Origin of the sequence: Polynucleobacter sp. UB-Siik-W21 (assembly GCF_018687415.1) — a bacterium.
Taxonomy (GTDB): domain Bacteria; phylum Pseudomonadota; class Gammaproteobacteria; order Burkholderiales; family Burkholderiaceae; genus Polynucleobacter.
On record NZ_CP061289.1, the window covers coordinates 826,141 to 849,021 of the forward strand.

27 protein-coding genes and 2 tRNA genes are annotated in these 22,881 nt (G+C 45.4%); 19 read left to right on the forward strand and 10 right to left on the reverse strand.

Going from position 1 to position 22,881, the window contains the following annotated elements; genetic code table 11:
• Positions 1-33: 33 nt before the first annotated feature.
• The 11 genes from C2756_RS04275 to soxA all read left to right on the forward strand — a co-directional run bounded on the left by C2756_RS04275 (position 34) and on the right by soxA (position 9,085).
• Positions 34-1,386, forward strand: coding sequence for an aminotransferase class III-fold pyridoxal phosphate-dependent enzyme (locus tag C2756_RS04275; protein WP_215320285.1), 1,353 nt, complete (start codon positions 34-36; stop codon positions 1,384-1,386).
• A 42-nt stretch (positions 1,387-1,428) separates the two neighbouring features.
• Positions 1,429-2,304: an oxaloacetate decarboxylase gene (locus tag C2756_RS04280; RefSeq protein WP_215320287.1), complete on the forward strand. Its 876-nt coding sequence runs from the start codon at positions 1,429-1,431 to the stop codon at positions 2,302-2,304.
• Between the two features lie 19 nt (positions 2,305-2,323).
• Positions 2,324-3,301 (forward strand): tripartite tricarboxylate transporter substrate binding protein, encoded by a 978-nt coding sequence (locus C2756_RS04285; RefSeq protein ID WP_215320289.1) that lies wholly within the window; start codon positions 2,324-2,326, stop codon positions 3,299-3,301.
• 68 nt (positions 3,302-3,369) lie between these two features.
• Positions 3,370-3,648, forward strand: coding sequence for a type II toxin-antitoxin system RelE/ParE family toxin (locus tag C2756_RS04290; protein ID WP_215320291.1), 279 nt, complete (start codon positions 3,370-3,372; stop codon positions 3,646-3,648).
• Positions 3,649-3,656: 8 nt separating this feature from the next.
• A complete protein-coding gene (locus C2756_RS04295) occupies positions 3,657-3,971 on the forward strand; it encodes a HigA family addiction module antitoxin (protein ID WP_215320806.1) in 315 nt (104 codons plus the stop codon).
• A gap of 376 nt (positions 3,972-4,347) precedes the next feature.
• Complete coding sequence (locus C2756_RS04300; RefSeq protein WP_215296849.1) at positions 4,348-4,797, forward strand: (2Fe-2S)-binding protein; 450 nt, start codon at positions 4,348-4,350, stop codon at positions 4,795-4,797.
• 9 nt (positions 4,798-4,806) lie between these two features.
• Entirely contained in the window at positions 4,807-7,023 is a 2,217-nt protein-coding gene (locus C2756_RS04305) for a xanthine dehydrogenase family protein molybdopterin-binding subunit (protein ID WP_215320293.1), read from the forward strand.
• Positions 7,024-7,071: 48 nt separating this feature from the next.
• Entirely contained in the window at positions 7,072-7,491 is a 420-nt protein-coding gene (gene soxX / locus C2756_RS04310) for a sulfur oxidation c-type cytochrome SoxX (RefSeq protein ID WP_251372115.1), read from the forward strand.
• A complete protein-coding gene (locus C2756_RS04315) occupies positions 7,488-7,973 on the forward strand; it encodes a SoxY-related AACIE arm protein (RefSeq protein WP_215320298.1) in 486 nt (161 codons plus the stop codon). The genes soxX and C2756_RS04315 overlap by 4 nt, the downstream gene beginning before the upstream one ends.
• A gap of 9 nt (positions 7,974-7,982) precedes the next feature.
• Entirely contained in the window at positions 7,983-8,312 is a 330-nt protein-coding gene (locus tag C2756_RS04320; protein WP_215296856.1) for a thiosulfate oxidation carrier complex protein SoxZ, read from the forward strand.
• Positions 8,309-9,085, forward strand: a complete 777-nt coding sequence (soxA, locus tag C2756_RS04325; RefSeq protein WP_215320301.1) for a sulfur oxidation c-type cytochrome SoxA — start codon at positions 8,309-8,311, stop codon at positions 9,083-9,085. Before C2756_RS04320 ends, soxA begins: the two co-directional genes overlap by 4 nt.
• Here the strand turns inward: soxA and purU are convergent, their stop codons facing one another.
• The 4 genes from purU to C2756_RS04345 form a co-directional block, all read right to left on the reverse strand.
• Positions 9,086-9,940, reverse strand: a complete 855-nt coding sequence (purU, locus tag C2756_RS04330) for a formyltetrahydrofolate deformylase (RefSeq protein ID WP_215320303.1) — start codon at positions 9,938-9,940, stop codon at positions 9,086-9,088. It abuts the gene before it with no gap.
• A 70-nt stretch (positions 9,941-10,010) separates the two neighbouring features.
• Entirely contained in the window at positions 10,011-10,373 is a 363-nt protein-coding gene (locus C2756_RS04335; protein ID WP_215320306.1) for a hypothetical protein, read from the reverse strand.
• An 11-nt stretch (positions 10,374-10,384) separates the two neighbouring features.
• Entirely contained in the window at positions 10,385-10,792 is a 408-nt protein-coding gene (locus tag C2756_RS04340) for a surface-adhesin E family protein (protein WP_215320309.1), read from the reverse strand.
• Between the two features lie 66 nt (positions 10,793-10,858).
• Complete coding sequence (locus C2756_RS04345) at positions 10,859-13,318, reverse strand: penicillin acylase family protein (protein WP_215320311.1); 2,460 nt, start codon at positions 13,316-13,318, stop codon at positions 10,859-10,861.
• Positions 13,319-13,453: 135 nt separating this feature from the next.
• Between C2756_RS04345 and C2756_RS04350 the strand changes: the two genes are divergently transcribed.
• Positions 13,454-13,542, forward strand: a tRNA-Leu gene (locus C2756_RS04350).
• Positions 13,543-13,640: 98 nt separating this feature from the next.
• Positions 13,641-14,108: a hypothetical protein gene (locus C2756_RS04355; protein ID WP_251372116.1), complete on the forward strand. Its 468-nt coding sequence runs from the start codon at positions 13,641-13,643 to the stop codon at positions 14,106-14,108.
• A gap of 14 nt (positions 14,109-14,122) precedes the next feature.
• Here the strand turns inward: C2756_RS04355 and C2756_RS04360 are convergent, their stop codons facing one another.
• The 5 genes from C2756_RS04360 to C2756_RS04380 are packed head-to-tail and all read right to left on the reverse strand — an operon-like array spanning position 14,123 to position 18,297.
• Complete coding sequence (locus C2756_RS04360) at positions 14,123-14,536, reverse strand: biopolymer transporter ExbD (RefSeq protein WP_215296868.1); 414 nt, start codon at positions 14,534-14,536, stop codon at positions 14,123-14,125.
• A 2-nt stretch (positions 14,537-14,538) separates the two neighbouring features.
• Entirely contained in the window at positions 14,539-15,231 is a 693-nt protein-coding gene (locus C2756_RS04365; protein ID WP_215296870.1) for a MotA/TolQ/ExbB proton channel family protein, read from the reverse strand.
• 5 nt (positions 15,232-15,236) lie between these two features.
• Entirely contained in the window at positions 15,237-15,923 is a 687-nt protein-coding gene (locus tag C2756_RS04370) for an energy transducer TonB (RefSeq protein ID WP_215320313.1), read from the reverse strand.
• Positions 15,920-16,744 (reverse strand): glutamate racemase, encoded by an 825-nt coding sequence (gene murI, locus C2756_RS04375; protein WP_215320315.1) that lies wholly within the window; start codon positions 16,742-16,744, stop codon positions 15,920-15,922. The genes C2756_RS04370 and murI overlap by 4 nt, the downstream gene beginning before the upstream one ends.
• A 29-nt stretch (positions 16,745-16,773) precedes the next feature.
• Positions 16,774-18,297, reverse strand: a complete 1,524-nt coding sequence (locus C2756_RS04380; RefSeq protein WP_215320318.1) for a fumarate hydratase — start codon at positions 18,295-18,297, stop codon at positions 16,774-16,776.
• Positions 18,298-18,482: 185 nt separating this feature from the next.
• On the opposite strand from C2756_RS04380, the gene acs reads away from it, so the two are divergent.
• The 5 genes from acs to C2756_RS04405 all read left to right on the forward strand — a co-directional run bounded on the left by acs (position 18,483) and on the right by C2756_RS04405 (position 21,783).
• The gene (gene acs, locus C2756_RS04385) at positions 18,483-20,456 is read left to right on the forward strand and encodes an acetate--CoA ligase (protein ID WP_215296877.1); all 1,974 of its coding nucleotides are present in this window, start codon (positions 18,483-18,485) and stop codon (positions 20,454-20,456) included.
• A gap of 59 nt (positions 20,457-20,515) precedes the next feature.
• Positions 20,516-20,606 (forward strand) — tRNA-Ser (locus C2756_RS04390).
• A gap of 109 nt (positions 20,607-20,715) precedes the next feature.
• The gene (locus tag C2756_RS04395; RefSeq protein WP_215320320.1) at positions 20,716-21,018 is read left to right on the forward strand and encodes a YciI family protein; all 303 of its coding nucleotides are present in this window, start codon (positions 20,716-20,718) and stop codon (positions 21,016-21,018) included.
• 64 nt (positions 21,019-21,082) lie between these two features.
• Complete coding sequence (locus tag C2756_RS04400; protein ID WP_251372117.1) at positions 21,083-21,439, forward strand: DUF6516 family protein; 357 nt, start codon at positions 21,083-21,085, stop codon at positions 21,437-21,439.
• A complete protein-coding gene (locus C2756_RS04405) occupies positions 21,436-21,783 on the forward strand; it encodes a winged helix DNA-binding protein (RefSeq protein ID WP_215296882.1) in 348 nt (115 codons plus the stop codon). Before C2756_RS04400 ends, C2756_RS04405 begins: the two co-directional genes overlap by 4 nt.
• A 3-nt stretch (positions 21,784-21,786) precedes the next feature.
• On the opposite strand, the gene C2756_RS04410 is transcribed toward C2756_RS04405, so the two are convergent.
• Entirely contained in the window at positions 21,787-22,380 is a 594-nt protein-coding gene (locus C2756_RS04410; RefSeq protein ID WP_215296884.1) for a DUF1080 domain-containing protein, read from the reverse strand.
• A gap of 156 nt (positions 22,381-22,536) precedes the next feature.
• Here C2756_RS04410 and C2756_RS04415 point away from each other — a divergent pair, with 156 nt between their 5' ends.
• Positions 22,537-22,761 (forward strand): hypothetical protein, encoded by a 225-nt coding sequence (locus C2756_RS04415; protein ID WP_215320326.1) that lies wholly within the window; start codon positions 22,537-22,539, stop codon positions 22,759-22,761.
• Positions 22,762-22,881 lie beyond the last annotated feature (120 nt).

Sequence of the window (22,881 nt, forward strand, 5' to 3'; positions counted from 1 at the left end):
AATAATGTTTCAACCAGACTCTAAGAGACGCTCATGACAGCAGCAAATCAAACTGTAAATGGTGTAGATATGTCAGCTTACTGGCTGCCATTTACACCAAATCGCTATTTTCATCAGCATCCCAAGATCATGCAGTCTGCCAAGGGAGCTTACTACTATGACGACCATGGGCGGAAGCTGTTTGATGGCCTTTCTGGGTTGTGGTGCTCCCCCTTGGGGCATGCTGATCCACGTATTGGTGCAGCGATCTCCAAACAATATGAAACCATGGACTATTGCCCAGCTTTTCAGATGGCAAGTGAGGCTACTTTTAGTCTGGCCACTCGCATTGCCAAAATGGCACCAGCCGGCTTAGATAAAGTTTTTTTTACGAACTCCGGTTCTGAGGCAGTAGACACTGCACTCAAAATTGCGGTTGGCTATCACCGGGTGATGGGAAATGCCTCACGCATTCGGATGATCGGTCGTGATCGTGCCTATCACGGTGTTGGTATCGGTGGCATCTCTGTTGGTGGGATGGTATCGAATCGCAAAATGTTTGCGAGCATGATGATGCCCGGTGTCGATCATTTGCCACACACCCTCAATCTCTCACAAATGGCTTTTTCAAAAGGTCAGCCCACTTGGGGCGCGCACCTCGCAGATGAATTAGAAAAGATCGTAGCTTTGCAGGATGCCAATACGATTGCTGCCGTCATTCTTGAGCCGGTGCAAGGATCTACTGGTGTGATCGTTCCCCCAGCAGGCTACCTACAAAAAATCCGAGAGATCTGTACTAAGCATGGCATCTTGTTGATCTTTGATGAGGTCATTACTGGCTTTGGCCGTCTAGGTGCTAATTTTGGCGCTGATCGATTTGGCGTAGTCCCTGACATGATTACCTTTGCCAAAGCCATTACGAATGGTGTGATTCCATTGGGTGGTGTGATTGTCCGCGGTGATATCTATGACAGCATTATTGCCGCTGGTGGACAAGATCAAGCGATTGAATTTTTCCATGGCTATACCTATTCAGGGCACCCCATTCCAACTGCTGTTGGTCATGCAGTGCTGGATATTTTTGAATCAGATGATTTAGTCAATCGCGCAAAAGCATTGGAACCCATTTTGGAAAATAGCCTACATGCTATGAAAGGCAAAACAGGGTTGCTCGATATTCGTAACTTTGGTTTATCTGGCGCAGTAGAGCTAGACCCCATCCCAGGCAAGCCCGGACTGCGCGCTCTTAAAGTCCTGGAAGCCTGTATTGAAAGAGGCGCCTTAGTGCGCGTTGCAGGAGACGTTATTGCAGTAGGCCCCCCATTCATATCAGAGCCTAAAGAAGTGGAGTTCTTGTGTAGTGTATTGGGTGATGCAGTTGATGCTGCCATGAAGATCAATGCTTAACAATCAATTGGCAATGAGACCAATATAGAAATCGGGAGATACATGACTACGCAAAGAGCTTTATTTAATGAGCGATTAAGCAAACCAGGCTTAATTGTTGCACCTGGAGTTTATGAGATGGTTTCATTGAGGCTTGCTGATCGTATGAACTTTGATGCTCTCTACATGACAGGTTATGGCACCGTTGCCTCATTATTGGGTTTGCCAGATGCTGGCTTGGCAACCTACACCGAGATGGTTGGTCGAGTCACTGCAATGGCTGGTATGGCAAAGACTCCCTTAATCGCGGATGGCGATACTGGTTACGGTGGATTACTTAATGTGCGTCACACCATTCATGGATATGAAGCTGCTGGCGCAGTTGCTATTCAACTTGAAGATCAAGAGTTCCCTAAGAAATGTGGACATACGCCTGGTCGTCGAGTAATTCCGTTAGAGGACATGGTAAAGAAGATCGAGGTTGCAGTCGCAACGCGCACTGACCCTCATTTCAAAATTATTGCCAGGACAGACGCAAGAACTACCCTCGGATTGGATGAGGCGCTAAGACGTGGCGAGGCTTATGCACGTGCTGGTGCTGATATCTTATTTATTGAGTCTCCTGAGACCCAAGAAGAAATGCAACAGATAGGGAAAACTTTCCCTAACCATCCTTTGATTGCGAATATGGTGGAAAAGGGTAGAACACCCGTCTTGTCTAAAGCGGAATTAGAGCAATTAGGCTACAAGATTGCTATCTTTCCAGTCACTGCTTTGCTCGCTTCTGTGCAAGCAATGACCCAGGTTTATGAGCACTTTAAAGACTCAGGATCATCTATCAATAATCCAGTAGATTTATATGACTTTGGAGATTTATCAAAGTTAATGGGCTTTGAGGACGTTTGGGAATTCGAAAAACGTTTTGTAGAAACGAAGTAAAACTCAATAAAGGGTCAGCATGAAATTGCATCGTTACCTATCATCAGCTATTTTTTTACTTACAGTACTCGTTTCGACTGCTAGCTTTGCTCAATCGAATTACCCCAATCGCCCGATACGCTTAATCATTCCCTTCACTCCAGGCGGTGTCACCGATACCTCGGGCCGTTTTATTGCTGAGCAACTTTCATTAAAGCTAGGGCAGCAAGTAATTGCGGATAACAAGCCAGGCGCCTCTGGAAATATCGGCTCACAAATGGTTGCATCCGCCGAGCCTGATGGTTACACCTTGTTATTGGGATATGCCGGTACGTTGTCGATTAATCCCTCGCTCTTTGATAAGGTCCCTTTTGATAGCGTCAAAGACTTTGCGCCAATTGGAAAAATTGGTGATGCTATTTTGATCGTGGTCGCTAACAATGATTTCCAAGGTAAAACTTTGGCCGATGTCATTGCCATCTCTAAAAAGGATCCCAACGGCCTTTCCTATGGGACCTCAGGATCAGGTGGTACACCCCATATTGCTGGCGAGCTATTTAAGCAAAAGACTGGTGCCAATTTAGTTCATGTCCCTTACAAAGGGGGAGGTCAAGCTTTATTAGATTTATTGGGTGGCAATATTCCTTTGGTCTACACTGCAGTTGCGGGAGCAAATCAATATGTTGCGACAGGGCGCATTAAAGCGATTGCAGTCTCTAGCGCAAAGAGAAGTCCCAGCATGCCCGACGTGCCTACTTTTATCGAGAGTGGCGTGAAAGACTTTGTGATTGATGATTGGGTGGGTTTACTGGCTCCAGCAAAAACGCCTAAACCAATCATTGCCAAATTGAACCAAGCATTAAATGAGGTATTGAATTCACCAGAAGGTAAAGCCAAGATTCTATCGATGGGCATCTTTCCATCTCCTGGTACTCCCGAGAAATTTGGTGAGCAAATTAAGGGTGATTTAATTCGCTTTGCACCAATTGTGAAAGCCGCTCAAATCAAGTCTGAATAATTAACCATTGTTGTTTTGTGTGCATATATTGCTATTTAATAGTGTAACGCTATGCTATACAATATGGTATGATCAAATCGTTCCGCCACAAAGGGTTGCAGCTATTTTTTGAAACGGGCAGTAGGGCTGGCATCCAAAGTTCGCATGCGTCACGTTTAGCTAGACAGCTTGCAAGATTGAATGAGTCAAGAACCTGGGAGGATATGAATTTACCTGGCTGGCGCCTTCATTCTCTTCAGGGAAAGTCTGTGGGCCATTACTCAATTGTTGTTAGTGGGAATTGGCGAATCACATTTAGATTTGAAGGAGAAGATGCAATACTGGTGAATTATCAGGATTACCATTGATGATAAAAATGAGAAAAATGTACAACCCACCTCATCCAGGGCTCACATTACGAGATGATGTCTTGCCTGCTCTTGAGTTGACTGTTACAGCTGCAGCTGAGCAGTTAGGGGTGACTCGTCCTGCCTTATCACGTGTATTGAATGGTAGAGCCGCAATATCCCCAGAGATGGCTTTGCGCATTGAGGCTTGGTTAGGTGTTGAGAATGGCGGTAGCGCCACCGTTTGGTTAGCTCAACAAACTGCTTATGACTTATGGAGAGCAAGAAAGACTATCAAGCCCAAAGTAAAACATGCCCGCATTCCTTTATTACATGTTAATTAGACTCACTGTTTAAATAAGTAATAAACCGTCGGGATTGCAACAGCGGTAATGACACCGTTCATTCCCATTGTCAGGTTTGCATAGGTTTCTGAATTTGGTTGAATACTATATGCACGTGAGATGCCGATCCCGATGTCAAAACCGCTTTGCCACTATGCTTTCATCCCCAATGCATTCAAAATAAACAAGGTCTTGAAATAGCTTGATCTGGACAAGGTCTTAAGTCATCTTCTCATCTTCAGTCTTGATTTTTATGTTGCATCGCAATATATCGATTCTTGTTTAATATAAGCACAACATAAGTAGGGTATAAAAAACAGAGGACTTATTCTGAAAAGAAAATTTCCTGCGATCTAACACTAATAGGAGACCGCTCATGGCTGAGTTAAATGTCAATGGTAAGAAGTACAAAGTAGATGTAGATCCAGATACCCCATTGCTGTGGGTCATCCGTGAGCAAGTTGGACTCACTGGTACTAAGTATGGATGCGGTATCGGTGTTTGCGGCGCTTGTACTGTCCTATTTGAAGGTCAAGCTTTACGTAGTTGCTCACTCCCTGTTTCTGCAGCCTTTGGCAAAAAAATTGAGACCATTGAGAGCCTAGAAAAGAGTGGTCAGCTTTCAAAAGTACAAAAAGCATGGGTTGATAACCAAGTGCCACAGTGTGGCTACTGCCAGTCCGGCATGGTCATGGCAACTACTGCTTTGTTACGTAACAACCCCAAGCCAACGGATGCGCAAATCGATGAGTCGATTACCAATATCTGCCGTTGTGGCACATTCCAACAAGTGCGTGCAGCGATTCATGCTGCTAGCAAGGCTTAAGGAGGCATCATGACTACTACTATTAATACCTCCCGCCGCCACTTTGTGGTTGGCTCCAGTGCAATTGCAACAGGTCTTGCAATTGGTTTTGATCTGACATTGATGTCTTCGGCTAATGCTGCTGTAGGAACAGGTACTACCGCTATGGCACCGCTGGCCAACCCTGAGATTGGTGTTTGGGTTGTGGTGAAGCCGAACGATGATGTGATCGTCCGTATTGTTCGCTCAGAAATGGGTCAGGGCACGATTACTGGTTTGGCACAAATGGTCGCTGAAGAACTCGAGTGCGATTGGAAAAAAGTGTCATATGACTACCCATCTCCAGCTGAGAATCTAAAACGAAACAAAGTATGGGGTAGTTACTCCACCGGTGGTAGCCGCGGTATTCGCACCTCCGAACAGTACGTTCGTAAAGGTGGTGCAGCGGCACGCATGATGCTGATTCAGGCGGCGGCCAATCAGTGGAATGTGCCAGTAACAGAGTGCGTAGCAGCCAATAGCGTGATTACGCATACTCCTTCTGGCCGTAAGACCACTTTCGGTAAAGTTTCTGTTGCGGCATCGCAATTACCTGTACCTACTGAAGTTCCATTGAAAGATCCTAAAGAGTGGAAGCTCATTGGCAAATCAGTTAATCGTATTGATGGAACAGCTGATAAGGTGACTGGCCGTCAGGTCTATGCCATTGACTTGAAGATGCCTGGCATGTTGGTTGCCAACATTAAAGAATCACCTGTGTTTGGTGGTAAGGTCAAAAGCTACGACGCCGCTAAAGCACAGAGTATGAAGGGTGTTAAAAAAGTGGTTCAGGTTGGTGACTCTGCTGTTGCGGTTGTAGCAGAAACTTTCTGGCAGGCTAAGACTGCCTTAGATCAAGTGAATATCGTTTGGGATAACGGCGCTAATGGTAATGTTTCAAGTGCCTCTATTAAGAAGATGCTTGAAGACGGTCTGAATGCGGATGACGCCTTTGTTCACAACAGCAATGGTGATGTCAACACAGCTTTTTCTAACGCATCTAAAAAAATCGAAGCCACTTATTTCTATCCGTTCTTGAATCATGCCACTCTAGAGCCACAAACGGCTACTGCTAAGTGGACTGCAGACTCTTGCGAAGCATGGGTACCCACTCAAGACGGTGAGGCATCATTAGCAGCAGTTATTGCAGCCTCTGGTTTACCTAGTGAGAAATGCAATGTGTACAAGGTGAACTTAGGTGGTGGCTTTGGTCGTCGCGGTGCATTCCAGGATTACACCACTCAGGCTGTCAATATTGCCAAGCAAATGCCTGGCACACCTATTAAATTGATTTGGACTCGCGACGAGGACATGACGCAAGGTCGTTACCATCCTGTGATGATGTGCAAGATGTCTGCAGCTATTGATGATAAGAAAAATGTCACCGGCTTGAATATGCGTTTATCTGGTCAGTCGATTTTGGCTGCAGTACGTCCTGCGGTTGTGGCTGCAAATAAAGGTAAAGATCCTTTGGCATTCCAAGGTGTTGAGCCCACTGGTGAGCATGGCATTACGTATAGCTTCCCTAATCTCAATATTGATCACGCTATGCGGAATACGCATGTGCCTCCAGGATTTTGGCGTGGTGTGAACGTTAACCAAAATGCTGTCTTTATTGAAACATTTATGGATGAGTTAGCTGAAGCTACTGGCATGGATGCTGTAGAGTTCCGCCGTAAGCATATGAAAGAGTTCCCGCGCGCGGTGGCTGTACTAAATGCGGTTGCAGATGGCATTGGCTGGACTAAACCTGCTGCACCAGGCGTATATCGTGGGGTTGCGCAGATGCGCTCCTTCGGTAGTTATGTTGCTGCTGCGTGTGAACTCTCTGTAAAAAATGGTAACGAGGTGAAGATTCATCGCATTGTTGCTGCTACTGATCCAGGCTATATTGTCAATCCTGCTCAGGTAAGTCGTCAGGTTTCTGGTTCATTTGTATATGGCCTTTCTGCCTTGTTCGAAGAAGAGATCACGATTGAAAAAGGTGCAGTAGTGCAGAAGAACTTTGATACCTTTGGTTCTATCCGTCTTGCGCAAATGCCCCCTGTTGAAACCATTGTTATTCAAGGTGGTGGTAAGGACTGGGGTGGAGTGGGCGAGCCTACGATTGCCGTTGCAGCACCAGCAGTACTCAATGCGTTCTATCGTGCTACCGGCAAACGTTTGCGCACTGTGCCATTGAAAAACAGCGGTATTAAGTTGGTCTAATTTGAGTTTAGTGACTCGACGTTTATGAGAAAGAGGTGCGCACTAGCAATGCTGTTGCTAGTCGCCCTCAATTCCCATTGGGTAGTAGCGCAAACGATTGTGAATGGCGTCATTGCTGAGCCACTCACTTCAACACCAGGGGATTCGATGCGGGGACGCGCTATTGTGGCGAGTCGTCAATCGGGTTTGTGCCTCTTATGTCATAGTGGGCCGTTTCCAGAGGAGCGCTTTCAGGGTAATTTAGCACCTGAGCTCAGTAGCAGCGTTGCTCGATATACAGCACCTCAACTGAGAGCCAGAATTGTGGATGCAAGTTACTTTAATTCCAAGACCATCATGCCAGCATATTACCGTACCGATCATTTAAATCGAGTAGCTCCGAAATTTGCAGGTCAGACTATCCTCAATGGACAAGAGATTGAGGATGTTGTGGCCTTTTTACTGACCTTAAATACCACTGTCCAATGATGCGTAAAGATTTCATCGTTCAAAAGAGTCGGCGTGCTTGGCTTAAGAAAATCCAAAAGCTTGCTTTTTTAACTCTCGGCGCTTGGTTTAGTCCCTTAACTGTATTTGCTAAACCTGAAGATGCAACGAAGGCGATTGCAGAGATTACAGGTGGCAAGCCAGTAATCAATGGAAAAGTGAACTTGGTTATTCCCCCGCTCGTTGAGAACGGTAATTTGGTGGTACTCAAGGTGAGTGTTGAGAGCCCCATGACGCCTAATGATTACGTAAAGGCAATTCATGTCATCGCTGAAGGTAATCCACTGCCCAATATCTTTACTGTCTACTTAACACCCCGTTCAGGTACGGCCAATATTACGACTCGTGTGCGTCTAGCAGATAGTCAAATTGTCAGAGCGATTGCGCAGATGAGTAATGGAAGTTTTTATCAAGGGCAAGCTGAGACCTTAGTTACTCTCTCTGCATGTACTGAAATGGTGTGAGGAAAGATTATGAGTAAAACTTCCCGTACCTCCATCTCTATGCCATCGAGCGCTAAGAAAGGCTCAATCATTGAGATCCGTGCGATTGCCCAGCACGACATGGAATCAGGCTTTCGTTATACAGAAGGTGGTAAATTAATTCCACGTGACATCATTCGTGTCTTTACCTGCACCTATAACAATGTCGAAGTCTTCAAAGCAGATTTTTATTCTGGCATCGGCGCTAATCCATTAATTATTTTCACTACGCTTGCTACGGAAACAGGCACTCTAGAATTTAAGTGGACTGGTGATGATGGATATGAGGCGGTAAATCAAGCGAATCTCACTGTTACATGAAGCAGTGGCAGCTTCTATTCACTGGCTGTTTAATCTTTAGTGCACCGATTGTTTTGGCAGCAAAGGATGCTGGAAAGCAAAAACTACAGTCAAGCTATGAGCTCATGTCTGCTGAAAATAAGGCTATGCAGGATGATCCTAGTTTAAATCCAGCGATGTTTTGGGTGGGTGATGGCGAAGCTCTATGGAATAAACCTTCTGCTCAAAACAACAAATCTTGTGCTAGTTGTCATGGGAATGTCCAGAAATCAATGCGTGGCGTTGCAACAGCATTCCCGAAAATGATCAAAGGACGATTGCAGACGCTCGAGGGTCAAATCAATCAATGTAGAGTTGGTGCGCAGGGTGCTCCAGCACTTCCCTATGACAGTAAGGAGCTTCTATCGTTAACAGCCTTGATTGCAAATCAATCCAAAGGAATGCCGATTGCTGTTAGAGAAACACCTGAAAATAAAGCAGCCATGCAAAAAGGGCGTCAATCTTTTTACGAGAGAATGGGTCAGTTAAATTTGTCCTGCGCCCAATGTCATGAAGAGAGAGCTGGCTTGAAATTGGGCGGTAGTTTTATTCCCCAAGGTCATCCGAACGCTTATCCCATCTATCGCCTGGAGTGGCAAACCTTGGGTTCACTTCAGCGTCGCTTACGAAACTGCATGAGCGGTGTGAGGGCGCAGCAATACGAATATGGCTCGCCAGAAATGGCTCAACTCGAATTATTCCTGATGTGGCGCGCGCGCGGGCTCCCTATGGAGTCCCCAGGGGTCAGACCTTAATTAGTCAGAGAAAACGACAGAAGTAGTGCCGTTAATTAAAACCCGATCGTGCAAGTAATAGCGCAGAGCGCGTGAGAGAACTGTGCGCTCTAAATCACGTCCTTTGCGTACTAAATCATCTGGCGTATCGCCATGAGTAACGCGAGTCACGTCTTGTTCAATAATTGGACCCTCATCTAAATCGCTCGTAACAAAATGCGAGGTCGCCCCAATCAACTTAATACCGCGGGCATGGGCTTGATGATAGGGCTTAGCTCCCTTAAAGCTAGGCAGGAATGAGTGGTGTACGTTAATGCAACGTCCTGATAATTTGGTAGACAAGTCATCCGACAAGATTTGCATATAGCGCGCCAAAATGACCATATCTACTTTAGAGTCAGCCATGATTTCTAAAAGCTTGGTTTCTTGCGCTGGCTTAGTTTCTGGCGTTACTGGCAAGTGATGAAAAGGAATGTCTGCAAAATCAATGCTGGCATAAACCTCTTGAGGATGATTAGAGACAATGCCGCAGATGATCATTGGTAATTCACCAATCCGCCAGCGATACAGCAGATCAACAAGGCAGTGATCCAATTTAGAAGCCATGATCAATACCCGCTTCAAGTCTTTCACCGCGCGCAGATTCCAGGTGAGCTCAAAACGTTTTGCAATCTCCGCAAAACCAGAGCGCAAGGTATTGCCATCAGTTGGGCAGCTAAAGCTCACGCGCATAAAAAATCGTTTGGAAGTCTTATCGTCAAATTGCTGGGCTTCCTCAATATCGCCGCCTGCTTGAAAGATATAAGTTGAAACTGCAGCTACGATGCCAGGTTTATTAGGGCAAGTAAGGGTGAGGTAATAGTTTTCTGTAGTCATTACTTAATTCATCCATATTGCTGGTAAACCACTATTTTAGTCTGTGATGGCCGGTATTTAGATAATGCGATTACTGTTTGGCAGTCTCTTTAATCTTTTCTTGGGGACCCGGTAACGGACTACTGTTATCAATAATCTTGGGCAGAACTACCTCTTCACAGATGGGCTTGGGTCCTACTATATTCATAAAGTTACATTCTTTTTTAGTGGCTGCAGAGGCAGCATGTTCTAAAGGGGATTTACCGGTAGTAGCGGTTGAGGCAATACTGGTTGCCGTTACTGGGTTTGCTACTGCAGCACTTGTTACTGCACCACCTGCTGAGCTGGCTGCGGCAGTTCCGGTGCTGCCAAGAGCAGCTAAGGGAGCTGCACATCCTTGCAGTAAAGCAAGATTAAGAGATAAACAAATCCAAATCCAGGACTGTAATGACATTCAAGAAAGAATTACTTTGCCTTACACACAGAATTAAATACGCCTGCCGTCCAAGTTTCACTTAATACGGCCTCAAACTTGCTATCGGGCGTATTGTTATCGGACACCACTTTACCCGTCCCTTTGCTACCAGAAAATTCTTTAAAAGCGATTGGGCGATAACTCACCGTAGGACAGTCATATTCATTCAGACCAATGATGGAACTGACGGGTTGCTTATTGTTTGGATTAACGCCAGGCTTTTTGAAATCTAACATCGACAGGATTTGTGTTTTTTCACCCTGAGTCTGAACAGTTTCCAGATCTACATACACCACCATTAATTCATTTGCACCCAATTCTTTCCAAGCAGCATTGGCATTGCTATGAGCACATAGGAGGGTTGAAGCGGTGATGCTAGCAAGTAGAATTTTTTTCATTGGATGTCTTTCAAAAAGAGCTTTCAGGTGCTTTGGAATATTTTATACGCCTCATGACTTATGCAATCACTTATTGTTGAGCTCCAGCGTACGTTTACTGGTTTCAGGTTTCATTTGCAAAGGGAGGTATTCATTCTTAGCCCACAGCGGGTTCATATTGCGATACAGCTTGCTCTGGACCCATCCAGATTGGCCTGCCTGATAGATAAATAGCGATTTTTCAAGATCAGAAAAGTCGTAAATGGCTCGCAGGCTTGGAGCTTGCAAGGTTTGATAGGGATTGTTTGAGCGTAATAATTCTAATCTGCCGACGTTAATTGAATTACTGTCCCCTGGAAATGGTGTTTCTATATTAAATAACTTACCAAGAACGGGAATTTTGCTCAAGGGTCGATGCTCTGAGATAGCAATATGCGCTTTGCCCCATGACCATTTTTTGAGATCATTGCCATATTGATTGCTGAGATAGTCAAGTGCTTTGTTAAAGGCGTCATTGGAAGACTCAAGGCAGGTTTCGATCACGTCTGTTTTTGGATTGTCACACCATGGGCTATTGGGGTTCTGAACTTGGGCAATTAAGGCACCTCGATAATTGCGCTCACCATAATTTTCAGAGAATAAATAGCTCAATCGAGAAAAGAGATTGCGTGTTAATTGATCAGCCCAGGCATTGAATATGAGTGCGGCAGCACTATCTACTCGCATGTCACCATGAAAGTCTTTTGAGATCTCCAACGCTTGTGCTGCCAATGGATGAGTTGGCGAGCTAGACTTAAATAGCTCTAAGAGTGGTGTGGCACCCAAAGAAACAGTATCCGCCTGCATTGTTTTCATGTAATCAGCATCATGCGAATTGCGAGCTTTAATTAAATCTACGATGCGGTCATAACGTGCTGATAAATCCCAGTCAGCTGTTAAGGGGTTTGGATCATTGGTGGCAATGATCCGTTGATTGGCTGTCGCTATCCAACCTTGTTCTGGATTATTGCTGGCGGGTAATTGTTCAAAAGGTACGTAGCCATTCCAGTCATACTGTTTTTCCCATCCCGGGGCTGGAGCAACGCCATATAGACCTTGATGTAATAGGCGCTTTGGAGCAATGCCAGCCGCTTGGTAGGCAATATTGCCATCGCTATCCGCCATCACTACGTTTTGCATGGGCGCATAATTTTTACGTAGTGCTTGCTTAAAAGCATCTATATCTTTAGCGCGATTTATTTCCAATAAACCAGCGACCGATTGATTTTCAATGTCGAGAGCAGTCCAACGTAATGCCAGGGCATAGCGACTGGTATCAATGGCGCGTTTAGCCCGTGCATATGAATCAGAAATCACTGGACCATGACGTGTCTCTTTCACAATGAAATGGAGGGGTGGCGCACCTTTGATATCAATAATCTCTTGACGAACTTTAAATGGTAGCAAGCCATCAGGTCCGCGATACATGCCAGGATTTTTTTCATCGATCTGCTCAATATACAAATCTTGTACGTCGGGATTAGTGTTTGTAAAACTCCAAGCAAATTTATCGGTCCTCCCTAAAACTACCGCCGGAATTCCGGGAAGGGTGGCGCCCAGGACATTCAAGCCGGGGGCGTCTAGATGGGCAAAGTACCAAATGGCAGGTGCTGATAAGCCTAAATGTGGGTCATTTGCTAATAATGGTTTGCCACTGGCAGTGAGTTTGCCGCTAAGAGCCCAGTTGTTTGAGCCAACACCATCTTTCCCTCCCATTAGGTCAACATGACTTAACTCTGTTGCTGGAAGATTTTTAGATCTACTGTTGATGGGTCCAGCCTTGGGGTTAAAGACCTTAAGGTCCTGATAGATCTTGGCAAAATCCATATTGGTCACAGGCTCACCAACTTCAAATGGTGGCATGACCTCCCAAATCTGTTTAGTCGTCAAAAATTGAGATAGCTCGAGCCTTTGTAATTCTTTATGCCAGTTGCCTCCAAGATCGTATGCCATCATCAGCATCCAGGCGACACTATCGGTCGGAGACCAGTGACCTGGCTTAGAACCAGTTAAGTAGTACTCCACTGGCAGTACCCAGCCAAGTTGTGTGTTGCCAGCATTGACACCATCAGCATAGGCTTGCAGTAAGCGCTTTGCGGTCACTGGGTATTTATCGAATTGCTGTTCAGCAGCGTGCTTGACTCCAAGTGTGCGAATGAATCGATCAATGCTGACAGTTTCGCTACCTAGGATTTCAGAGAGGCGACCACTAGCGATGCGACGATTCATTTCCATTTGCCACGACCGCTCGGTAGCATGTAAATATCCTAGAGCAAATAGCGCATCGGATTGACTATTGGCTTTGATATGAGGAATATCCGCCTCATCAAAAGTGATCACCACACCATCCCCAAGACTCTTAATGACACGTTTACCCGATGGATTCGATTGTGCGAGATAAAGGTAACTGAGCGTGATGGCTAAAACGATCAGTAGGACGGTTCCAAGCGTCCACAGAATAGGGCGTAAGAATCGACGTGGTCCGGTTGAATTACCAATGGGCTTCATTTGGATATTTTAGTATTTTTGGGGTGGGCTGCCCTTAGTCTTCAGCGATATGGGCTTCCCAAGGGCATTTAGGGTCTACATGCTAAAATTTCGTTTGTCTTGATTTAAATAGCGCGGCAGTGACTGCTAGTGCGAGCCCGAGTGGTGAAATCGGTAGACACAGCAGATTTAAAATCTGCCGACTCAAAAAAGTCGTGCCGGTTCGATTCCGGCCTCGGGCACCAATCGTCTTCAGTTCTTATTTCAAAGGGCAATCACTATTTTGCTTCGCACGCCTAAATTTGATCAAGATGTTAGCTTTGTACCCATAGATAGCATCAACATGAATTTACTCAAACTCCTACTGTGCTTTTGCCTGACTTTTTCATCTCTTACTGCATGGGGTATTGATGTTCTGGAATTTCATTGCAAACGTTCTGAAAAAGGATATACAGAAGAGTATGAGATGAAGATCACTCTTGCATCCGGAGCTCAAAAAGCGAGAGTATTTCTGGATGATCGTGACCTAGATCAGTCTGACGCGTATGGCAAGCAAGTCGTAAAGAGTGTGACTCTAGCTCGTCCCAATATTTTTATATTGATCGAAGCCAATTTTGAGCCAGAAAATCTGATGGGCGTAGCTTACTCTGCTGGAACGGTCTCTACACACATGACGCTTGACCCAGTCACTGGCAAGTTAAAAAAGGTGGAGAAAATTCAGGGTGGGATCTTGGGTGAGACGATGGGCGATGGCACCTACATTACCGAAGAAACGTGTTTGCCTTCTAAGATGCCCTATAAGTCAAAATAGAATCGCAATAATGTTTAATCAGGCTCAGTCACAAATCCTAGCTTAGTCAGGCCAGCGCGACGCGAAGCCGCCAGGACTTGAGCAACATATTCATATTTCACGGATTTATCAGCCCGTAAATTAATCTCTGGTTGGGGGTTTTTCTGTGCTGCCTTCTCGGCATAGCCATCAAATGTCTTTAAATCAATCGGTGTGCTATTCCAGAAGATTTGACCCTTTGCATCAATGCTGAGTTGAACAGACTCGGGTTTGATTTCATTACGAACACTATTGGCTTTGGGTAGTTCAACCTTGACTGCTTGCTGAATCACGGGCAGGGTGATGATAAAAATAATCAGTAACACCAACATAACGTCTACCATCGGCGTCATGTTGATTTCCGCCATGATGGCGTCTTCGTTCTGATCGTCTGACATATGGAAAGACATACTTATTCTCCAGACTTCACACGTGCACCAGTCACAAAATAGGCAAGCAAGTCATTACCAAAGCGATTGAGCTCTGCAACCAGTAATTTATTAGCGCGATTAATCGCGTTAAATCCGAGTACCGCAGGGATAGCCACTGCAAGGCCTAAGGCAGTCATGATCAAGGCTTCCCCGATTGGTCCTGCTACTTGATCGATTTGCGCGCTCCCTGAGCTGCTAATGGAGATCAGTGCATGATAGATGCCCCAGACGGTACCGAATAAACCAATAAAAGGGGCAACTGCTCCAGTTGATCCTAAAAAAGTGAGACCTTTCTGAAGACTGGCAGCTATATTATCAATGCCATTCTTAATGCTTCTAGCCATCCACTCTGAATAATTCAAGGTTTGCAAAAGCTCACGGCGATCACTCGATTGACTCTGGTGGTGAATGGAAGCGTCAGTAGCTGATTTAGCAATCTGATAGTAAGGGTTCATGCTCGGATTGCTAAAGGATTGCAGTCCTTGTTCATAGGAGCTTGCATGCCAGAACTGATCAAGCTCAGGTCTCAATTTACGCAGGTTGCGTAGTTCCCAAAAGCGGGTGAGCAAGATCACCCAAGTCACGATTGAGCAAGTGAGCAACACAATCGCCACAAAGCGAGTGATGGCATCGCCCTCAAGCCATAGATTTGCAATTCCAAATGGTGTATTCATAGTCCTTAATTCTTGAGATTAAATTTAATTAAAAGATTAGTGGAAATTCTTTGGGGTGAGCCATTGACTAAAAAAGGTTTAAACCGGTAACGTCTGCCAATATCGGTTGCCGCACGGTCCAGTCTGGGAAAAGCGCTTGATTGCAATATAGCAACATCTTCTACTTCTCCCGCCTCAGAAATAATTAATCGGACAACTACGGTACCTTGTTCACCAGATCGTTTGGAGAACGAAGGGTAATAAGCATCAGCATCAGGTTGATATACAACGACCAGTTTACCAATGTCCGTCTGTATGGGTGTGCCGCTAGCACCCCCTGTCGTAGAAGGGGCAACAGCCGCATTTTGCATCTGGGTTTCACTCTTGGTTTGCTGCTGAGTTTGTTGGCTAGTGTTCTGAGTTTGTGGAGGTGTTGGTTTTTGTGATGATTTATCCTCCACATTTTTTTTCTTAGGCTCTTCCTTGGGTTTGGGTGGCGGAGCAGCAGGAGCTTGCTGACTTTTATTGGCAGCGGTATCAGGGCTGACTAAATTAGCCATGACCCGTGCATCATCCATTTTGGGCGGACGTGATGAAAAATGTAAAAACTCTAAAGCCGGCAGGGCATGCAATAGCAGCACGATGCCAATAATGATGCGTTCCGTTTTTGTAAACGGAAGACGTGCATCGATCTTCTCCAAAAAAGTGCTCATTGAATGTTACCCAATAAACTTGAGCTGACATCGTGAGAGTCGAGATCACTCTGCATTAAATCTTGCGCCATCTTGAGTAAGGTAACAGCATCTTTGCTGCTCACAAAGTGCACTGCCCCATGATCTCCTAAGGATGTACCTTTTGTTAATTTACTAGCGGAGTCTAGTTGCTCTAATTGACGCTTTAATTGTCGAACGACGGCTTCGCTCGTATCGATTAGGGTGATCGTGTCACCTAATAATTTACGAATCGCGTTTCTCAAGAATGGGTAATGAGTGCAACCTAAAACCAAAGTATCTGAACCTGCATCTTGAATGGGCTCCAGATGCTTTGCAAGCAGCTCCAAGGTTTCTTCACTATCCGCTTTGCCAGCTTCAATCAATGGCACTAGTCCAGCGCCAGCTTGTTTGATGAAACGACAATGATTGGGGAGGGTGGCTAATAATGCATTGAATTTATCGCTCTTGAGAGTGGCTTCAGTTGCCAAGACACCCACAATGCCATTTCCAGATTGCATAGCAGCAGGCTTGATGCCTGGTTCAACACCGATGACGGGCACTAGCACTTCAGCTCGAATATGTTTGATGGCTTCAGCAGTAGCAGTATTACAAGCAACCACAATGGCATCACATCCGGCATCGGCTAAATATTTGCAAAGACTTAAGCTACGCGCAGAAATCCATTCACTGGATTTTTCACCATATGGTGCGTTTACAGAATCTGCTAAATAAATATAGTCATGTTGCGGAAGCTGACGTAGGGCTTCATCCAAAATGGATAAGCCACCCACGCCAGAATCAAAAACGCCTATAAGCGACAATTCGGTGCCAATTCAAAAGCCAACATGTATTACGCAATCGTGACTGGAATATTGCCAATCTTCGCTTGCCATTCTTTCGGGCCAGTCTCATGCATTGAGATACCTTCGGAGTTCACGGCAACGGTTACCGGCATATCTTTGACATCAAACTCATAAATTGCTTCCATGCCGAGATCAGCAAAGCCAACTACTTTTGAAGTTTGTATTGCCTTAGATACTAAGTAAGCAGCACCTCCTACAGCCATGAGATAAGCAGATTTGTGTTTCTTGATCGCTTCAATTGCTGTAGGACCACGCTCAGCTTTTCCAATCATGGAAATCAAGCCCGTTTTAGCTAACATCATTTCAGTGAACTTATCCATGCGGGTGGAAGTGGTGGGACCTGCTGGACCAACTACTTCATTGCCAACTGGATCAACTGGGCCAACATAGTAGATCACGCGATTCTTAAAGCTGACTGGCAATTCTTCGCCTTTAGCCAACATATCCTGAATGCGTTTATGAGCGGCATCGCGTCCCGTCAAGATTTTGCCGTTTAACAATAGTGTCTGTCCCGGTTTCCAGCTCGCTACTTCCTCGGCGGTCAAAGTATCTAAATTGATGCGTTTGGATTTTTGTACATCAGGTGTCCAGGTAACATCTGGCCAATCTGACAGAGAAGGGATCTCTAATTTTGCTGGACCATCGCCGTGTAAATGAAAATGCACGTGACGAGTTGCCGCACAGTTAGGAATCATGGCGACGGGCAAGGAAGCCGCGTGGGTTGGGTAGTCCAAGATCTTAATATCAAGCACAGTAGCTAAGCCACCTAAACCTTGCGCACCGATACCTAATTTATTGACCTTCTCGTAAATCTCGAGACGCAATTCTTCTACGCGATTTTTTGCTCCACGCACAATCAGCTCTTGAATGTCGACTGGACCCATCAGAGCTTCTTTAGCCATCAACATCGCTTTTTCAGGAGTACCCCCAATACCAATACCGAGGATGCCGGGAGGGCACCAACCGGCGCCCATCGTCGGAACAGTCTTCACTACCCAGTCAACGATAGAGTCGGAAGGATTAAGCATGACCATCTTGGCTTTGTTTTCTGAACCACCACCTTTAGCGGCGCATATCACTTCAACATCATCGCCCGGAACGATTTCATAATGAATCACTGCTGGGGTATTATCGCCAGTATTTTTGCGTTTGCCTGCAGGGTCAGCTAACACTGAAGCACGTAAAGTGTTTTCTGGATTGAGGTAGGCACGACGAACACCTTCGTTCACCATGTCAGTGACGCTCATCGTGGCATCTGACCACTGTACATTCATACCAATTTTGAGGAAGACCACAGCAATACCGGTATCTTGGCAAAGTGGGCGATGACCTTCAGCGCACATCCGACTATTGGTCAAAATTTGGGCAATCGCATCCTTGGCGGCTTCGCCTTTTTCAAGGGAGTAAGCCTTACCCATGGCATCAATGAAATCTTTGGGGTGGTAGTAAGAAATGAACTGGAATGCGTCTGCAACGCTTTGAATGAGATCGTTTTGTTTGATATTTGTCATGGCTTTCTAGCTTATTTCCACATTAATAGTAAGGTTTGACCTATTTTAAGGGTTTGCCATAGAGCAAATCCCGAGTGTTTTCACTTATCTTTGAAGGTTCTGAAGGTCTAAACCCGCCATTTTGCGACATTTTGCGCATTTTGAGATGTAAAGGCCATTGATTGTTAGATAGAGGGCTGCGAAGCATGGAACCATTAAAGCAAGAAAACCGCGTATTTCACCCACCTGCAGATTTTGTAAAGGGTGCGGCAATTCCAGGTATGGATGCCTATACCAAGCTTTGTGCTGAAGCGGAAAAAGATTATGACGGTTTCTGGGGGCGTCTTGCAAAAGAAAATATTTATTGGAAAAAGCCGTTTACCAAAGTTTTAGATGAATCTAAAGCGCCTTTCTACAAATGGTTTGAAGATGGCACAACAAACGCTTCTTATAACTGCTTAGATCGTCAAGTCGAAGCCGGCTTAGGCGATAAAACCGCCATCATTTTTGAGTCTGATGACGGTAGCGTTACTAAGGTCACTTACAAAGAGTTGCTTGAGCGCGTGTGCAAAATGGCAAACGCACTGCGCAAAATGGGCGTCAAGTCTGGTGACAGTGTCATTATTTATATGGCAATGACTATCGAGGGCATTGTAGCCATGCAAGCGTGTGCTCGTATCGGTGCAATTCACTCTGTAGTGTTTGGTGGATTCTCGGCGCAAGCCTTGCGCGATCGCATTATGGATGTTGGTGCAGTTGCAGTGATTACTGCTGACGGCCAGTTCCGAGGTGGCAAAGCATTGCCTTTAAAGGCAATTTGCGATGAAGCCCTTTCCACTGGCGAATGTCCTAAGGTAAAGCACGTGATTGTGAGCAAGCGTACTGGTGCTGATATTGCCATGACGGCAGGGCGTGATGTTTGGATGCAAGACATCATGGCTCAGGAAGCGACGACTTGTGAGCCGGAGTGGGTCAGTGCTGAGCACCCATTGTTTATTCTGTATACATCAGGCTCTACTGGTAAACCTAAGGGTGTGCAACACTCTACAGGGGGCTACCTCTTGTGGGCGATCCTCACAATGAAGTGGACCTTTGATATCAAACCTAGCGATGTGTTCTGGTGTACCGCTGACATTGGTTGGGTAACAGGACACTCTTATATTACTTATGGCCCACTCGCAGTGGGTGCCACTGAGATTGTGTTTGAAGGTGTGCCAACCTATCCTAATGCGGGTCGCTTCTGGGACATGATTCAAAAGCACAATGCCACTATTTTTTACACAGCACCAACTGCAATTCGGTCTTTGATCAAAGCGTCGAGCAATGATGAGGCCGTTCATCCAAAGAGCTACAACTTAACTTCCTTACGCCTCTTGGGTTCTGTTGGTGAACCAATCAATCCAGAAGCGTGGATCTGGTACTACGAGAATGTGGGTGGTTCACGTTGTCCAATCGCAGATACCTTCTGGCAAACCGAAACTGGTGGTCATATGATTTCTCCATTGCCAGGTGCAACGCCAATGGTTCCAGGTTCATGTACCTTGCCATTGCCAGGCATTCAAGCAGCTATTGTGGATGAAGCGGGTGTAGACGTGCCCAATGGTCAAGGCGGTATTTTGGTTGTGAAGCGTCCATGGCCTTCCATGATCCGCAACATTTGGGGTGATCCAGATCGCTTTGTGAAGTCTTACTTCCCTGAAGAATTGGGCGGCACTTTATATCTCGCTGGTGACGGTGCTATTCGTAATAAAGATACTGGTTACTTCACCATTACTGGCCGTATTGATGACGTCTTGAACGTTTCTGGTCACCGCATGGGAACTATGGAAATCGAATCTTGCTTGGTGGCTAATCCATTAGTTGCTGAAGCCGCAGTGGTTGGTCGTCCAGATGAGCTCACTGGTGAAGCGATTTGCGTATTCGTGGTTCTCAAAGGCGGTCGCCCAACAGGTGATGAGGCTAAAAAGCTTGCAACGGAATTACGTAACTGGGTTGGTAAAGAGATTGGTCCAATTGCTAAGCCAAAAGATGTACGTTTTGGTGATAACTTACCTAAGACCCGTTCGGGCAAGATCATGCGCCGTCTATTGCGTGTAATCGCGAAGGGCGAGGAAGTCACTCAAGATACCTCTACGCTAGAAAACCCAGCGATTTTGGATCAACTCAAAGAGTCTCTCTAAGCTGTCTTCATGGGGGTTTGAGACGAACCCCTTTCGGCAATCGTATAATCAACGGTTCCGGAAGGGTGGATGAGCGGTTTAAGTCACACGCCTGGAAAGCGTGCGTAGGTTAATAGCCTACCGCGGGTTCGAATCCCGCCCCTTCCGCCATTTATCACGAAAACCACCTGCGGGTGGTTTTTGCTTGATGGTTTACCGTAATATCCGAGTGACTAAGGTAAATAAAGTTAATAAGCTTAATAAAATATTTGGAGGCAATATGATTTTTGCAATTCTATTAATAGATCGTCCTGGTACATCAGAGCTGCGAGTACAAATACGTCCAGAGCATCGTGCTTACTTGGCACAACAAGCAGAGCGCATGGCTTTTGCTGGACCCCTCACTTCTGAAGATGGCAATACCGTAGTAGGTAGTTTGCTGGCAATGGATTTTCCAAGTAGGGCAGCTGTGGATGCATGGTTGAAAGATGAGCCTTTCACTAAAGCAGGCGTATATGAAAAACCGGTGATTCATGTGTTTAATAACATGTGGACACAGAAGGCTGGATTTCCACCTGCATAAAAAGATCCCTATATTGAGGATGGGTTGTTACTTTTGGTATATCATTAGTTGATATAGTTTGGAGATGAAGAATGTCGGCATCTCCACATTACTAGACCTGCATCAACAGGTGATAGATCAAGAGGATGGTTACTGGGTGAAGATTGAGGCTTGGCAGGTTGAGATTACAACTGCAATTCCACATGGTGTCCGGTATTCGTTGACACTCCATGATCCTAAGGGCTTGTGGATCATGGGCTATGACAATGCCCATGCCCTAAAGACTAGATCTGGTTATGCTGGAAGAAAATTACCATATGACCATAAGCATCGAAGTTCTCGTGATCAAGGGGTTCACTATGTATTTAAAGATGCATATCAGCTACTAGGCGATTTCTTCCTTGATGTTGATAGAGCATTAAAGGCGGCTAAAGGGAAATGAAAGTTATCAAAATTGGCATTGCATCACAAGAAGAAATTCGAAAACGCATACTTGCAATTGCAAGAGGCGATTTGAAGGCTAAGTCGAGTGATCCTAAAATATGGTTTACCTCTATGCGCTCTTTAGCGCAGGTTTTAAGTGATGAAAACCGGGCCCTGTTGGAAGTCATTCGATCATCTAAGCCCGTGTCGATCTCTGAGTTAGCAGACCTCACTGGTCGTAAGCAAGGTAATTTATCTAGAACACTAAAAACGATGTCGAATTACGGGCTTGTAAAAATGAAAAAGCAGGATAGGGCATTAAAACCCATAGCCTGCGGCGATCGTATTGAGATTTTTGTATAAATCTTAAATTGGCTTGATCTGAACTTTCCTGAACTTGATCGTTCCGCCTGCAGATTGCAGGGCAATGGGGCCTTCGGCAAAGCGACTGTCTTGCGCATCGGCGACAGTAACAACCCCATTCATCGTCACTTTGAAATGCGACCCATTGGCAACGATCTCCATTGTGTTCCAACGTCCACCAGCTTTATGAATCGGATCCACTTTAGCGACATCCACAATTGCGCCGGTAGCATAAGCTTGTTCTGGGCGAGTATCCCAGATATTGATTTCATAAGAGTTATTTGCAGAGACTTTATTGGGGTCTTGGCAGCGAATAAAGATGCCACTATTTGTATTGGATTCAGCCCAAAATTCTGCTTTGATAACAAAGTTCTTATAAGTTTTGGTGCTTACCAAAAAACCGCTGGGCTTATTACCTTCAACAATTCCATTGCCAATGACCCAACTCGCGTTACCCACAATATTCCAGCCGTTGAGGCTCACTCCATCAATCATGTCTACAAAACCATCTTGATTTTGTGCATGAGCAACGCTGCTAAAAAGAATGGTTTGAGCGCAAAGAAAGAGTGCGGCTAGGAATTTCAAGGTTGATTTCATAGGAGGTCTCCACTGAAGTTATATTATTTATTTGGAACCTGTTGATTGTTGCTGATAATGGTGGCGAAGTGCAAGTAGCGGCTTTCCCTGAAAGTTGTCAGACAAAAGTTGATCTACTACGTCTATATTGACCTCAGAATCAAGTAGACTTGCATTATGAATTTGACAAAATCGCGCCTTCTCCTCATTTTTGCTATTTTTGCTGCTTTAAACCTTACAGCCTGTGGCTCGATTGAGTCTGCCGCTCAGGATGACTGCACCTCCATTGGTTGGCAAATCGGTAGTAAAGGCTATCAGGATTGCTATAAGGCACGTCTTTATGAACGGAAGCTAGACTACTCTCTACCCCCAGGCGATAAGCCATCTCCATCCCTTCTCTAATATCAGGGTTTACCCTGATTTCAATCCCTTGAGCGCCGTCAAGGACTTAGGGGGTGAAATAACCCAAAATCAAGCGTTATTTTGCGTTTTAGCTAGTTTTGAGTAGCGCAAATGGATGCA